Raw genomic sequence first — 14,718 nt, 5'->3', positions numbered from 1 at the left:
ATCAGGAGGCCGGTTGGGCCGTGCGGGCCCGGCTCAGCGGCACCACCGGCGCCAACCGTTCGGGCTCGGCCTCGGACTGAGCCCGCTCGCGCACGGCGAGCAGATCCTCCAGTGCCCGCTCCATCTGTTTGATGTTCTGGTGCAGGCTGTCCACCTGTTGCGCCTGGCTCTGTCGCTCATGGCGCATGCGCGTCAGACGCAGCATGTGGTGCTCCAGAAGCTGTCGCTGATACTGATTGTGCTGGAACAGTGGAACCAGAGCCTGTTTCAGCCAGTGATCTATGGTGTTGTACAGCTCGTGCCACAGGGCGCGGGCCTCCTGCACCAGGGTGCCGACAAAGCGTTGAATCAGCGGGCCTTTCAGGCTCAGAAGACTGTCCAGTGAGGCGCGGAACTGGTCCGCCTGATGATGCAGTTGTCGCAGTTGGCGGCGTTCATCCGTGAGGTCCAGTTGATAGTTCTGAGGTCTCTGACTGGCGTCAATGGCATGTTCCGGGCGCTGATAAATGGAGTCCAGCACCCGGTTGGTTCGCTCGACCTCCCGCTCCAGGTGGCCCAACTGATGGTCCAGCCAATCAAACAGGTGAGCCATCGAGCGGGACAGCCCCACGGTGGTCCAGCTGTTGGCGAGCCTCTGGCGGGTGTGGTCAATCTCCCGGGCCAGTCGCTCCGGGCTGATGACCTGGATGAGCGACGGGCGCTGCTTGTCCAATAACATCTGGCTGGTCCGCAGGGACAGGGATTGCTTGTGGTACTGGCGATGCTTCTGGCGAATGGCTTCCCGGCGCTCGGAGAGCAGTGCTTCGTTGTCCTGTTCTTCTCCGGCGCGAAGCAGCAGCAACTCCTGGCGCGCGTCGGCCAGGCGTCCTTTCAGGCTGTGGTAGACATTGTCGATCATGGCCTGGCTGTCGGTAATCAGACGCTGTCCTGCCAACGCCTGACGGCTGCGGGCCACCGTTTGTCCGAGGGCCTGCTCCAACTGCCTGAAACCGCTGCGCTCCAGACGCTCGGCGTCATCCCGGGCACGGCCCAGCAGGGCCTGTTTGGCAGACAGGGGGAGTACCTGCTCAGGCTCGATGGCGAGTTGTCGGGCAGTGAGCAGGCGGAGTTCGTCGACGGCCTGGGCCACCTGCTCCGGAGGTTGCAGGTCGTCCCACAGGCTGTCGACCTTGTTGAGCAGGGTCAGCACGGCGCTGCCGCGCTGCTGGCTCAGGCTCCGGATATGGTCTCGCCAGAGCTTCATGTCACTGGCCGTCAGGCCAGCGTCGGCGGAGAGGAGGAACACAATGGCCTGGGCCTGGGGCAAAACCCTCAGGGTCAATTCGGGTTCGTTGCCCAGGGCATTGAGCCCCGGTGTATCAATGATTCGCAGGCCGCGACGCAGCAGGGGGTGCTCCAGGCTGATCATGGCGTGGCGCCAGCGGGGAATGGCGACCAACCCTTCCTCGTTGCGCTCGCTGTTCTGGTCGGGAGAGAAGCCGAGCTGGCGAGCGTCTTCCTCGCTGACCCACTGGCTGGCGGAGACCTGGTCGAGGGTGGCGCGCAAGGTTTCCGGTGTTTTGGGGTCCAGAGACAGGGTCACCCAATTGCGGGGAATCCGTTTGAAACGCTCCAGGCTGGCCTGGCTGCGTCGGGTCTCGATCGGCAACAGGCGCAGACAGTTGGGGCGGTCCGGGTCGCAATGAATTTCGGTGGGGCACATGGTGGTGCGGCCCGGGTGCGAAGGCAGAATCCGCTGTTTGCGCTCGTCCATCAACAGGGCGTTGATCAGTTCGGTTTTACCCCGGGAGAACTCCCCGACACAGACCAGCGTAAAATCGTTATTGCCCAGTAGCTGGCGGGCCTGAGCCAGGCACTGACGCACCTCATCGCTGACCAGGCCATGGGTCTGGACCCAGTGTTCAAAGCGACGCAACCGCTGGCTCAGATCCTGGCGCCAGAGGTGATAGTGACTCATGTGACGGTACAGCGCTCGGGTGTCCATAGGGCCCTGTGTCCTGAGTGGTTTGGAATGCTTGTGTTATGGGTCGATATTGGACTACGACAGGGGCTCCGGTACCAAGGAGTTTTGGCCTGAGCGGCCGATCGCGCGGACAAGCGGTTGTCCGCGGCGATGGGGCCGAGGGTTTACAGGCCGATGACCAGGCCCCCGGGCATGCCGACGCTCTGTCCCAAAGCCGGAACCAGGTAGCGGTTGAGAATGTGCAGGACCATGAAGGCAAAAATCGGAGTGATATCAATGCCGCCAAGCGGGGGGATGAGCTTCTGGAAGGGGGCCATGACTGGAGCCACCAACTGGCGCACCAGAATCAGCGCCGGGTGCTGGCTGAAGGGGGCGACCCAACTGGCGATAATGGAGATGATCAGGCACCAGAAGTAGATCGACAGTACCACCGAGAGAAGACCAATGGCCGACCAGGCGATGGTGTAGAGCGGGTTGAGAAAGCCGAGGCCGGCGATGACCAGTACCAGTTGAATCAATAACCACTGTACCGCCAGTGCCAATACCAGGGCCGCCAGATCAACGCCGAAAAAACCGGGAATCACCTTGCGCAGCGGCATGAGCAGCGGATTGGTGGCTTTGGCGACGAACTGGGAAATGGGATTGTAGAAATCCGCCCGCACCATCTGGAACAGAAAGCGCAGCAGCACCAACATCAGGTACAGCGAGCCCAGAGTGCGAATGATGTAAATGGCAATTTCAGCCGAGGTAGACATGGTGTTTCCTCTTGTCAGTCGGGTCCCGTGGTGCGGGTCGGTTACTGCCCCAGGGCTTTGGCCAGGCTGACCGAGCGCTCAGCGCAGGCGGTCATGGCACGCTGGAAGATGTCGCGCAGGCCGTCGCGTTCAAATGACTCGATGGCGGCTTCGGTCGTGCCTCCCGGCGACATGACGCGCCGACGCAGTTCGTCCACGCCGACGTCGCTGGTGCGAGCCAGGGTGGCAGCGCCCAGCGCGGTCTGCAAGGTCAGCTCGGTGGCGGCTTCCCGGGTCAGTCCCTGTTGGACGCCGGCGTCGATCATCGCTTCCATGACCAGGAAAAAGTAGGCGGGGCCGGAGCCCGAAACGGCGGTCACTGCATCCATCCGCTGCTCGTTCTCCAGCCATTGAACCGTGCCGACGGCGCCCAGAATCTGTTCCGCCTGTTGGCGCTGCGCGGGGCTGGTATGGCGGTTCGCATACAGGCCGCTGGCCCCGGTTTTGACCAGGGCTGGCGTGTTGGGCATGCAGCGGACAACCGCCTGGTCCTCGCCCAGCCAGCGACTCAGGCTGGCCCCGTCGATACCGGCGGCGATGGAAATCAGCAGGGGATGATGGGCCAGGCTCGGGCGCAGGGCTTCGGTGACGGTTTTCATCACCTGGGGCTTGACCGCGAGCACCACCACCTCGGCCCACTCGGCCACCTCGGCGTTGTCGCCCGTGCCGATACCGAAGTCGCGGCTGAGCTGTTCCAGTGCGGCATTGTTCGGGTCGCTGGCCCGGATGCGCTCGGCGGGATAGCCTTCCTGTACCAGGCCACCAATGATACTGCGGGCCATGTTGCCGGCGCCGATAAAGGCCAGCCGGGGATGTTGCGTGTTGGTCATAGTCGTTCCTGTTGGTTCAATATTGGCTGCGGGGACCGAAAATGTCGGTACCGACCCGCACCAGAGTGGCGCCCTCGGCGACTGCCGCCTCAAGATCTGCGGACATGCCCATGGACAGGGTATCCAGCGCGAGCCCCTGGGCCCGCAGGTCCTCCAGCGCCTGCCGCAGTCGAGCCAGACTGGCGCGCTGGGCCACCTGCTCCTCCCGGGGTGCGGGAATCGCCATCAGGCCGCGCAGGCTCAGGTTGGGTAGCCGACTGACCTCCCGGGCCAGCTCCGGCAGCGCCTGCAGGCTGACCCCGGCCTTGCTGTCTTCCGCGTCGAGGTTCACTTGCAGGCAGACATTCAGGTGGCCGAGCCGGGCGGGGCGTTGGTCGTTCAGGCGCTGGGCAATCTTGAGTCGGTCCACGCTGTGGACCCAGTCAAAATGCTCGGCGATATCCCGGGTTTTGTTGGACTGGATCGGGCCGATAAAATGCCATTCAATGTCGGGTAGGTGTGCCAGAGCCTCCTGTTTGGGTAGTGCTTCCTGCAGGTAGTTTTCTCCGAAGCGACGCTGCCCCGCATGGTAAGCGGCCTCCAGCGCCTCGGCGGGTTGGGTTTTGCTGACTGCGACCAGCTTCACAAACTGGGGGTGACGACCGGCGGCTTCGGCAGCCGCAGTCAGGCGGGCGGTGACATTGTGGAGCTTCTCGTCTATCTTTGGCATATCTGTCCCGGTGGGGGTTGTCGGCCTGAGCGCTTCTGTCGCGCCCGGCCCCTCAGTGGCCACTGAAACCACAGAAACACAAATAAGGTAGCAGTATGGATATTACGGAACTTCTGGCCTTCAGCGCTAAACAGGGCGCTTCAGACTTGCACCTCTCCGCAGGCCTGCCCCCGATGATCCGGGTGGACGGCGATGTGCGGCGGATCAACCTGCCTCCCATGGAGCACAAGCAGGTGCATAGTTTGATCTACGAAATAATGAATGACAAGCAGCGCAAGGACTTTGAAGAGTTCCTGGAAACCGACTTCTCCTTTGAGGTGCCCGGCGTGGCCCGCTTCCGGGTGAACGCCTTCAATCAGAACCGCGGTGCCGGTGCGGTGTTCCGGACCATTCCGTCCAAGGTGTTGACCATGGAAGAGCTGGGTATGGGCAGCGTGTTTCGGGATATCTGCGCGGTGCCCCGGGGGCTGGTGTTGGTGACCGGCCCGACCGGCTCGGGCAAGTCCACCACTCTGGCGGCGATGATGGATTACATCAATGACAACAAGTATGAACACATTCTGACCATTGAGGACCCGATCGAATTTGTGCACGAAAGCAAAAAGTGCCTGGTCAACCAGCGCGAAGTGCACCGGGACACTCACGGCTTTTCGGAAGCGCTTCGTTCAGCGCTGCGGGAAGACCCGGATATCATTCTGGTGGGCGAACTGCGAGACCTGGAAACCATCCGTCTGGCGCTGACCGCCGCGGAAACCGGCCACCTGGTGTTCGGCACCCTGCACACCACCTCGGCGGCCAAGACCATTGACCGGGTGGTGGACGTGTTCCCGGCCAATGAGAAAGCCATGGTCCGCTCGATGTTGTCCGAGTCGTTGCAGGCGGTCATCTCCCAGACCCTGCTCAAGAAAAACGGTGGCGGCCGGGTGGCGGCACATGAAATCATGCGAGGCACCTCCGCCATTCGCAACCTGATCCGCGAAGACAAGGTGGCGCAGATGTACTCTGCCATCCAGACCGGGGCTTCCCTGGGGATGCAGACGATGGATCAGTGCCTGGCGGATCTGGTAGCGCGTCGGTTGGTCAATCGCGACGTGGCCCGGGAAAAAGCCAAGATGCCGGAAAACTTCTAGATAATCACGGGACACCGCTATGGATTTTGATCGTTTATTGTCGCTGATGGTCGAGAAAGGGGCCTCAGATCTTTTCATTACCGCCGGCGTACCGCCGTCCATCAAGGTGAACGGCAAGCTGGTTCCCGCCACCGCTTCGCCGCTGGCTCCGGAGAAGGCCCGGGAGGTGGTGCTGGGGGTCATGAATGAAAAGCAGCGCCGGGAATTTCTCGAGCAGAAAGAGCTCAACTTCGCCATCAGCGCCCGCGGTATAGGCCGCTTCCGGGCGAGCGCGTTCTACCAGCGCAACCTGGCGGGCATGGTGTTGCGCCGTATTGAGACCACCATTCCGGAAATCGATGATCTGGGCCTGCCGGACATCATCAAGGATCTGGCCATGACCAAACGGGGGCTGATCCTGTTTGTGGGGGCAACCGGCACCGGTAAGTCAACGTCGCTCGCCTCGATGATCGGCCACCGCAATCGCAACAGCAAGGGCCATATCATTTCCATCGAAGACCCGATTGAATTCATTCATCAGCATCAGGGCTGCATCATCACCCAGCGGGAAGTGGGCATTGATACCGAGTCGTTTGAGACCGCGCTGAAGAACACTCTGCGTCAGGCGCCGGACGTGATCCTGATTGGTGAGGTCCGTACCCGGGAAACCATGGAGCACGCGATTGCGTTTGCCGAAACCGGTCACCTGTGTCTGGCGACCCTGCACGCCAACAATGCCAACCAGGCGTTGGACCGGATCATTCACTTTTTCCCGGCGGACCGGCATCGCCAGTTGTGGATGGACCTGTCCCTGAATCTGCGGGGTATCGTGGCCCAGCAACTGATCCCGACGCCGGACGGTCAGGGCCGTCGGGCCTGTCTTGAGGTGCTGCTGAATACGCCGCTGGCGTCGGATCTGATTCGCAAAGGGGAGGTCAGTGAGCTCAAGGAGCTGATGAAAAAGTCCACCGAACTGGGCATGCAGACCTTCGATCAGGCGTTGTACGAGCTGTACGATGCCGGGGAGATCACCTACGAGGACGCTCTGGCTCACGCCGATTCACCCAATGATCTGCGCTTGTTGATCAAGCTCGGCTCGGAAACGGATGCCACTTATCTGTCTCATGCGGCCGATGAGCTGTCGATCGAAAACGACGGCTCCGATGATCGGGGGCGGGTGTTTTAAGCGCCCGCTAGCGGTTCAGGAGGCCCCTAGCGGTTCATATAGGTTTCCACGATCAGGCGCGCGGCAATGGCGTCCACAGGGTTTTTACCGTAGTCCTGTGAGCCGCCGCGGGCCATGACTTCGCCCTTGGCCGCGAAACTCGACAGGCGCTCATCGACCATCTCCACCGCCACGCCAAACCGGCCGTGTATCCGGTTGGCAAACTTGCGCGCCCGGGCCGACAGCTCGCTCTCGGTGCCGTCCATATTCAGCGGCAACCCCACCAATACCAGATCCGGGCGCCAGTCCCGGAGTAGTGCCTCTACCTCAGACCAGTCCGGTACGCCGTCTCTGGCGCGAAGCGCGGCCTGGGGCGTGGCGGTTCCGGTCAGCGTCTGACCGGTCGCGACCCCGATATTCTTCAGGCCGTAATCGAAACCCAGCAACTGCACGTCAGGCGTGGCCGGCGGTGGCGGAAATCAGGTTGAGGTCGAACCCCAGGTGGTTCGCGGCGGCGGCCCAGCGTTGCTCGCTGGGGGTGTGGAACAGAATGTGACGGTCGGCGGGCATGGTCAGCCAGGCGTTGGCCGCGATTTCATCTTCGAGTTGACCCGCTTCCCAACCGGCATAGCCGAGGGCGATGATGAAGCTCTCGGGGCCGCGGCCTTCGGACAGGGCTTCGAGAATGTCCCTGGAGGCGCTGAGGCTGACATCGTCGGCCACGGACAGGGTCGACTGCCAGCGGCTGGTGTCGTTGTGGACCACAAAGCCGCGTTCGATCTGAACCGGACCGCCGGCCAACACCGGGTGATCGCCGAGGTGTCGGTCATCCCCCAGTCCCAGCTGACTGAAGATGTCGCCAAGCGTCAGCGGCATGGCATTGTTGAGCACCAGCCCCATGGCGCCCTCGTCACTGTGCTCACAGATATAGGTGATGCTGTGGGCAAAGTTGCGATCGAGCATGCCGGGCATGGCGATCAGGAAATGGTCGCGCAGGCTGCCGGCGGTCAGGGCTTTTTCAGTGTCTGCAGGGATTTTTTCGTTCATACCTGAATTATGGGGGAAACCACCGGGAAAACAAGCGCGACTCGAGAAAATCTGCGACTAATCCGCGGAGGTTGAAAGCCCGGCGATTTCGAAATTCCAGGTGCGAATGATTTCCAGCCGGTCGTATTCCTGGCGGATTTCGGGCGGGAAGCTGTTGAAGGGGGCGGCGAGGTGCACTATCTGCACTGCGGCCTGGTCCAGCAGTCGGTGACCGGAGGAATGCAGTACTTCGACCTCGTGAATCGTGCCATCCGGGTTGATGGCGACGGACAGGCGCAGGCTGCCGGTGATCCGGCGGTTGAGGGCTTCCTGAGGGTAGTGGCGGTTGCCGGTGCGCTCGATTTTCTGGCCCCACTCGTGCAGGTAGCGGGCGTCAAAGGCGGCGCGGGTGGCTACGGAGGTGAGGCGTCGAATGCGCGGGCGTTTGGCGTACTCCTGGCGCTGACGATCAAGTTTGGCCTGCAGGCTGGCAATTTCCTGGCTGAGCACCGGCTGTTCTTCAATCTGGCCTTCGCGTTTTTCCTGCTGCTCCTGGGGGTCGGCGTCCTCCGGACTTGGTTGTTGCCGTTCCGCCCGGCTCGTGGTGGTCACCACCGCGTTATCGCGTCGCTCCCGCGCGGTGCTGGCCTGCGTTTGGGGGGTCGGGTTGATGTCCCGCACCCGGGTATCGGCAAACTCTGCTTCCTGCTCGGTGGTCAACTGGCGCGCCCGCTCCTCGGTACCACTGGCCTGCTGGTTGTGCTGGGCCAGGTAGTCCGCCTCATCCGGCGCCTGGTTGTCCCGGTGATTGGCAAGGGTCACATCCAGTGTGGGTGCCGCCTGACCGCGCTCAGGCAAGGTGAAAGAGACACCAAAGATCAGTAGCGCATGAACCGCCAGAGCCAGAAACAGGGTAAAGCTCAGTCGGTCCCCCGTATCCACGGTGTTCTCCGGTAGCGTGTCGTCGGGGCGATTTTGACTCATAGTAATCGGTGCGGCAGCTCGTTCAGCAATGGCGATCAGGGCAGACGTCGCTCAATGGCATCCATCAATCGGGCCCCAATCCGGGTGTCAAACGCCTTATCAATCTCTCGCACACAGGTTGGGCTGGTGACATTGATCTCGGTCAGGTAGTCACCGATGACGTCCAGTCCGACAAAGAGTAACCCTTTTTCCCTGAGCGTGGGTGCGACCTGCGCCACAATCCAGCGATCCCGGTCGGTCAACGGCTGGGCAACGCCCCGCCCGCCGGCGGCCAGGTTGCCCCGGGTTTCGCCGCTGGCGGGTATTCGGGCCAGGCTGTAGGGCACCGCCTCCCCGTCGACCACGAGAATGCGCTTGTCGCCTTCGGTGATGGCCGGCAGGTAGCGCTGCGCCATCACCATCTGGGTGCCGAAATCGGTGAGGGTCTCCAGGATCACACTGACGTTGGGGTCGTCGGCTCTACAGCGGAAAATACGGCTGCCGCCCATACCATCCAGAGGCTTGAAAATGACGTCTTCCTGGTCCCGGTGGAATTGACGCAGTCGTGCCGGGTCCCGGCTGACAATCAGGGGCGGGCAGCATTGGGGGAAACGGGTGGCAAAAATCTTCTCGTTACAGTCCCGCAGACTCTGAGGGTCGTTGACCACCAGGCTTCCCTCGCGCTGGGCCGCCTCCAGAATGTAGGTGCTGTAGGTGAATTCATTGTCAAATGGCGGGTCCTTGCGCATCAGGAGTATATCGAGTTCAGCCAGCGGGCGCTCCTGACGCGGGCCCAGCTCAAACCAGTGGTTTTCATCGTCCATGACCAGCAGCGGTCGGGTGCTCGCCCGGGCCTGCCCTCTGTCCAGATACAGGTCGGACTGCTCCATGTAGTGCAGGTCCCAGCCCCGCTCCTGAGCGGCCAGCAGCAGCGCCAGCGTGGTGTCCTTGTAAAAGGTGATCTGGTCGATAGGGTCCATGATCACGCCAAGAGAAAGGGTCATACAAACGTTTTCCGGATATGAGTGGGGATGTGGCTGTATTGCCGCCTGCCGTTTTGCGCGCTAAAGTTAAGCCCTCGGACGGTAGAACGCAAGCACGACCACTTTAGCTGGCGGGAAATTGCCAGGATCGGGACCTGTCGCCAAAATAAGGCTAAAGCATAATAAACACGGTTCACTAACGAAAATCTTATATATTCAGTTGGTTATAGATATACCTTAAAAACTGTGTTAAAAGTTCGTTTTAACTGTACCACCTGCTCGCGTGAAGCACTTGTCCCGGCTAATGGGTGCAATATGTGACTCGTGTCACAAAAAGTGGCGAACATAACAATGACCGCGGTGCTGAAAAGCCCGAAAATAATCGGGAATATAAGCGATGCGGCAACGAGGCTAAGGTCAGAAAGTATGGACGTAAGTTTGGAAAGCCTGAAAGTCATGGTGATCGACGACAGTAAAACGATCCGTCGAACCGCCGAAACCCTGCTCAAAAAAGCCGGCTGCACGGTTGTGACGGCGACGGATGGTTTTGATGCCCTGGCCAAAATCGCCGATACCCGTCCGGACATCATTTTCGTCGATATCATGATGCCTCGCCTGGACGGCTATCAGACCTGTGCACTGATCAAGAATAACAGCGACTTCAAGCGCACCCCGGTCATCATGCTCTCCAGTAAGGACGGTCTGTTCGACAAGGCCAAGGGCCGTATTGTCGGTTCCGATCAGTACCTGACCAAACCGTTCAGCAAAAGTGAGCTGTTGGGCGCAATTGAAGCGCACGTGAAGCAAGCCGAAGCGTCCTGAATACACCGCGTAACGGGTACGCAGACGATCTCGGGCGAGGCGCATCGCTACGGCATCGCCTGAATAACGACAACAATGCAATTTATGACTGACTCATCAATTTGGGGATATTATGGCCAGAGTACTAATCATCGACGACTCTCCCACCGAAATTTACAAATTGAGCTCCATGCTGGAGAAGCAGGGCCATGAAGCCCTGACGGCAGAAACCGGTGAGGCCGGTATCTCCCTGGCCAAGAAAGAGCTCCCCGATGTGGTGTTGATGGATATTGTCATGCCCGGTCTCAACGGGTTTCAGGCCACTCGCCAGCTCACTAAGGCACCCGAAACCGCCCACATCCCGGTTATTATTGTGACCACCAAAGACCAGCAGACTGATCGGGTCTGGGGGATGCGTCAGGGCGCTCGGGACTTTCTGGTCAAGCCGGTGACAGCGGAAACGCTCAACGCCGCCATTGCCAAAGTGACTCAGTAAAAGGATGACCGGACACAACGAGACAGGCGGTAACCATGTCTGATTCCCAGACAGCCTTTGACTCCCTGGTTGACCTGGCCCAACGCAGCCGCAGCGCGGCGCGAGGTCTGCCGGCACAGCTCGATATTCGGCCGCACTGGAGCGGCATCGGGTTCATGTTGATGGGGCAGCGCTTTGCCGTGCCGATGGGCGAAATTTCGGAAATGCTGGAAATCCCTCCTTATACCCACCTTCCCGGCGTTCAATCCTGGGTGCGCGGCGTGGCTAACGTGCGTGGCCGCCTGCTGCCGCTGTTTGATCTCGCCGCGTTTTTCGGGGCTCAGTTGAGCGGCGGACGCAAGCAGCGACGGGTGTTGGTGCTGGAAACCGAAACCCTGTACAGCGGATTGATGGTGGACCAGGTATTTGGCATGCAGCATTTTCCTACGGACGAGTATCAGGCCGAATCCGGCCCTGTCGATGCGGTTATCCAGCCCTTCACCGAGGGCAGTTTCGAACATAACGGACAGCGCTGGACCGTCTTTCGCCCGGCGTTTCTGGCGCAGGATCCGCGCTTTATCAATGCCGCCCGCAGTTAGCTGGCCGAGGGGCGGTCATCAGGGTTGCTCGGGGCCAATGAGTCCCGGTCGATCATAATTATCACAATCAGGAACAACAATAAGGCGTCACGTCACCTTCAGGAGTGCTTACATGAAAACCGAGTCCAGAAACCTGTTTGCCAACGTCCGGGCGAACCCGGCGATGGTTGTACTGGTGGTCTTGCTGATCGGCTTTCTGGTTTTGATCCCCGTCACCTACGTCATGGTGCAGCAGGGCTTGGAACGAGATCAGGAATACCTGCAGCAGGCCGCTGAATTGCGTGCCCAGTCATACCGTCTGACGGCCCTGTCACGGGACGCCATTGAAGGTGATGAAGAAGCGTTTGATGAACTGGGACAGGTCGTCTCGACCATGGGCGCCACCTGGGATTCGCTGCGCTCCAGCGACCCTCGCACCCGCTCACAGTTGAGCCGCGAGTTCAATGCCTACGCGCAGGTCTGGAACGGCGTTCGGGAAAACGCCAACACCATTCTGACCAACCGCGATACGATTGTCTTCCTGAACGAAGTGGGTCGGACCCTGAACGACTCGCTGCCGGAACTCCAGGCGGAGCACAACAATATTGTGGAAATCCTGCTCGAGAATGATGCCCCGCCGGAGCAGGTGTCCCAGGCGCAGATGCAGAGCTGGCGTGCCGAGCGTATCGGTCGAAATGTGGACAAGATGTTGCGTGGTGACGCCGACGCCTCCCGCGCCGCGGATCAGTTCAACCTGGATGCCAACATCTACGGACGTGTACTGACGGCGATGCAGGAAGGCGACGTGGCCATGCGCATCACCCAGATTACCGACGAGGAAGCCCAGGAATCGCTGTCCGAGATCGCGTCGCTGTTTGATTTTGTTAACAGTTCGATCCAGGAAATTTTTGAAGGCTCGCCCGCCCTGCTCGATGCCCTGCAGGCCAACGAAGCGCTGCTCGACAGCACTCCGATGTTGCTTGAGACCGTTTCGGACATTTCTGACCGGATTGCCGAGCAGGCGCCGTTGCGCCAACCCAACAATCTGACCATTCTCGCGCTGGCCATTGCCGCCGCATTGTGCTTGGCGGCGATTGGTATCCTGCTGCTGCGCAGCACCCGCCGTCGTCTGAGCGAAACCGCGGAAACCAACGAGCGGAACCAGAACGCGATTCTGCGTCTGCTGGACGAGCTGGCCGATCTGGCCGACGGTGACCTGACCACTACCGCCACGGTGACGGAGGATTTCACCGGTGCGATTGCCGACTCGATCAACTTCACGATTGACCAGTTACGGATTCTGGTAGCCCGAATCAATGAAACGGCAGTGAACGTATCCGCTGCTGCCCAGGAGACCCAGCAGACCGCCCTGCACCTGGCCGAGGCCTCCGAGCACCAGGCCCAGGAAATCGCCGGCGCTTCAGCGGCGGTAAACGAAATGGCCGTGACCATTGACCAGGTTTCCGCCAACGCCGCCGAGTCGGCTGCGGTAGCGGAGCGAGCGGTATCCATCGCGACCAACGGTGCCAAGGTGGTACAGAACACCATCAATGGTATGGATACCATTCGCGAACAGATTCAGGATACGTCGAAGCGAATCAAACGACTGGGTGAATCGTCCCAGGAAATTGGTGACATCGTATCGTTGATTAACGACATTGCCGACCAAACCAATATTCTGGCTTTGAACGCCGCGATTCAGGCCTCTATGGCCGGTGATGCAGGCCGCGGTTTCGCGGTGGTTGCGGACGAAGTGCAGCGACTGGCGGAACGTTCAGCCGCTGCCACCAAGCAGATTGAGGCGCTGGTAAAAACCATTCAGAACGATACCAACGAAGCGGTTATCTCCATGGAACAGACCACTTCAGAGGTGGTCCGCGGTGCCCGCCTGGCGCAGGACGCCGGTGTCGCCCTGGAAGAGATTGAAACGGTATCCAACAACCTGGCGGAATTGATCCAGAACATTTCGAACGCCGCCCGTCAACAGGCCTCCTCGGCGGGTCATATTTCCAACACGATGAACGTGATTCAGGAAATTACCACCCAGACCTCCGCCGGTACCAGTGCTACGGCCCAGTCGATTGGTAATCTGGCTGAAATGGCGTTGGATCTGCGCGAATCGGTTGCCGGTTTCAAACTGCCGGAGGAAGAGTCGGATGAAACGTCGATCCCGCGCCGGGAGTCTGCGTCACCCGCGCGAAGCGATGACGATGCGTTTGCCGACCTGAATGACGAAGCGGATAGCATCGAAAGTTTCGATTTCCCCGAGGACGGCGAAGGCCTGGCGGAAGTCGACGAGTCCGACGTTATCGAACTGGATGATCAGGTGTTGCCGGAGGATGAGGACGACAGGGATGAGCGTCACGAGAAGCCCCGTTCTGATCGCGAACTGGTGTAATCACGTGCACTGCCCGGGCCTGACCTGGGCGGTGGCACTTAAGGCCTAGAGAAACCTTATGGTTTGGTCCCTGCAAGCGCCGACTGACTTGTCCGAAAGCCAGTTTGTTCAATGGAGCAAGCTGCTGGAGGAGCGCACGGGTATTCAGCTGTCGACTCAGCAGAAAACCCTTCTGCAGTCGCAGGTGGCCATCCGTATGCGGGAGCTGGGTTGCGAAGACTACAACCAGTATTTTCATGACGTCACGGATGGTCTGTCCGGCTTGATGGAGTGGTCTGTACTGGTGGACCGACTCACCGTCAAGGAAACCAGTTTTTTCCGCCACCGTCCCTCACTCGAATACGTGCGCCGGTTTTTGCAACAGCAGATCAACAATCGTCAGTTGGATAACAGCTTCGATATCTGGAGCGTGGGCTGCGCCAGTGGTGAAGAGCCCTACTCGTTGGCGATGGTGGCCAATGACTGCTTTGAACTGGCCAACCTGGCCCCTTACTACGGCATAACCGCCACGGACATCAGTCAGTCGGCACTAACGCAGGCGCGCCAGGCGCGCTATCCACAGCGCAAGCTCGAACCACTGTACCCGGAAGAAGTCCAGCGTTATCTGACGCGTGCGGATGACGGTCAGTACGAAGTGGTGGGAAAGTTGCGCGATCGTGTCTGTTTCAGTCAAGGCAACATCACCCGAATCCGGACCATGCCTGTGATCAAAATGGACGTCATTTTCTGTCAGAACCTGCTGGTCTATTTCCGCCGCTGGCTGCGGCGGGATATCCTCAATGCGTTTGCGGACCGCCTCAAGCCTGGCGGCGTATTGATTATCGGACTGGGGGAAGCCGTGGACTGGGAACACCCGGAACTGCGCCGCGTGGTAGGCGATGAAGTGCAAGCCTATGTGCGCGAAGAGCGACAAAAACAATGAGG

The 14,718-nt window shown here is 60.2% G+C and carries 15 protein-coding genes; 7 read left to right on the top strand and 8 right to left on the bottom strand.

What is annotated here, in order from left to right; translation table 11 throughout:
* Position 1 precedes the first annotated feature (1 nt).
* The 4 genes from OOT55_RS11870 to OOT55_RS11855 all read right to left on the bottom strand — a co-directional run bounded on the left by OOT55_RS11870 (position 2) and on the right by OOT55_RS11855 (position 4,296).
* Complete coding sequence (locus OOT55_RS11870) at positions 2-1,984, bottom strand: dynamin family protein (protein WP_265366082.1); 1,983 nt, start codon at positions 1,982-1,984, stop codon at positions 2-4.
* A 143-nt stretch (positions 1,985-2,127) separates the two neighbouring features.
* Complete coding sequence (locus OOT55_RS11865) at positions 2,128-2,718, bottom strand: YggT family protein (RefSeq protein ID WP_265366081.1); 591 nt, start codon at positions 2,716-2,718, stop codon at positions 2,128-2,130.
* Positions 2,719-2,759: 41 nt separating this feature from the next.
* The gene (gene proC, locus OOT55_RS11860; RefSeq protein WP_265366080.1) at positions 2,760-3,587 is read right to left on the bottom strand and encodes a pyrroline-5-carboxylate reductase; all 828 of its coding nucleotides are present in this window, start codon (positions 3,585-3,587) and stop codon (positions 2,760-2,762) included.
* A 16-nt stretch (positions 3,588-3,603) separates the two neighbouring features.
* Positions 3,604-4,296 (bottom strand): YggS family pyridoxal phosphate-dependent enzyme, encoded by a 693-nt coding sequence (locus OOT55_RS11855; RefSeq protein WP_265366079.1) that lies wholly within the window; start codon positions 4,294-4,296, stop codon positions 3,604-3,606.
* Positions 4,297-4,391: 95 nt separating this feature from the next.
* Between OOT55_RS11855 and OOT55_RS11850 the strand changes: the two genes are divergently transcribed.
* On the top strand, positions 4,392-5,426 hold the full coding sequence (locus tag OOT55_RS11850; protein ID WP_024461433.1) for a type IV pilus twitching motility protein PilT: 1,035 nt from the start codon (positions 4,392-4,394) through the stop codon (positions 5,424-5,426).
* A gap of 19 nt (positions 5,427-5,445) precedes the next feature.
* Positions 5,446-6,591, top strand: a complete 1,146-nt coding sequence (locus OOT55_RS11845) for a PilT/PilU family type 4a pilus ATPase (RefSeq protein ID WP_265366078.1) — start codon at positions 5,446-5,448, stop codon at positions 6,589-6,591.
* 26 nt (positions 6,592-6,617) lie between these two features.
* On the opposite strand, the gene ruvX is transcribed toward OOT55_RS11845, so the two are convergent.
* Genes ruvX through gshB form a run of 4 tightly spaced genes read right to left on the bottom strand, consistent with a single transcriptional unit; the run spans position 6,618 to position 9,563 of the window.
* A complete protein-coding gene (ruvX, locus tag OOT55_RS11840; protein WP_265366077.1) occupies positions 6,618-7,022 on the bottom strand; it encodes a Holliday junction resolvase RuvX in 405 nt (134 codons plus the stop codon).
* Position 7,023: 1 nt separating this feature from the next.
* On the bottom strand, positions 7,024-7,617 hold the full coding sequence (locus OOT55_RS11835) for a YqgE/AlgH family protein (protein ID WP_265366076.1): 594 nt from the start codon (positions 7,615-7,617) through the stop codon (positions 7,024-7,026).
* 57 nt (positions 7,618-7,674) lie between these two features.
* Positions 7,675-8,580, bottom strand: a complete 906-nt coding sequence (locus OOT55_RS11830) for an energy transducer TonB (protein ID WP_265366075.1) — start codon at positions 8,578-8,580, stop codon at positions 7,675-7,677.
* A 35-nt stretch (positions 8,581-8,615) separates the two neighbouring features.
* Entirely contained in the window at positions 8,616-9,563 is a 948-nt protein-coding gene (gene gshB, locus OOT55_RS11825; protein WP_265366074.1) for a glutathione synthase, read from the bottom strand.
* A gap of 405 nt (positions 9,564-9,968) precedes the next feature.
* On the opposite strand from gshB, the gene pilG reads away from it, so the two are divergent.
* The 5 genes from pilG (at position 9,969) to OOT55_RS11800 (ending at position 14,716) form a co-directional block, all read left to right on the top strand.
* The gene (pilG, locus tag OOT55_RS11820) at positions 9,969-10,364 is read left to right on the top strand and encodes a twitching motility response regulator PilG (protein WP_024461427.1); all 396 of its coding nucleotides are present in this window, start codon (positions 9,969-9,971) and stop codon (positions 10,362-10,364) included.
* A gap of 112 nt (positions 10,365-10,476) precedes the next feature.
* Entirely contained in the window at positions 10,477-10,839 is a 363-nt protein-coding gene (gene pilH, locus OOT55_RS11815) for a twitching motility response regulator PilH (protein ID WP_024461426.1), read from the top strand.
* 35 nt (positions 10,840-10,874) lie between these two features.
* Complete coding sequence (locus OOT55_RS11810) at positions 10,875-11,417, top strand: chemotaxis protein CheW (RefSeq protein ID WP_265366073.1); 543 nt, start codon at positions 10,875-10,877, stop codon at positions 11,415-11,417.
* A 112-nt stretch (positions 11,418-11,529) separates the two neighbouring features.
* Complete coding sequence (locus OOT55_RS11805) at positions 11,530-13,794, top strand: methyl-accepting chemotaxis protein (protein ID WP_265366072.1); 2,265 nt, start codon at positions 11,530-11,532, stop codon at positions 13,792-13,794.
* Positions 13,795-13,852: 58 nt separating this feature from the next.
* Positions 13,853-14,716 carry a CheR family methyltransferase gene (locus OOT55_RS11800; protein WP_265366071.1) on the top strand — a complete coding sequence of 288 codons (864 nt, stop codon included), beginning with the start codon at positions 13,853-13,855 and terminating at the stop codon, positions 14,714-14,716.
* Positions 14,717-14,718: the final 2 nt, after the last annotated feature.

It is taken from the genome of Marinimicrobium sp. C6131, assembly GCF_026153455.1.
Taxonomy (GTDB): Bacteria; Pseudomonadota; Gammaproteobacteria; order Pseudomonadales; family Cellvibrionaceae; genus Marinimicrobium.
The sequence above is the reverse complement of the archived record's forward strand: the minus strand, read 5'-3'. Positions and strand labels throughout refer to the sequence as shown.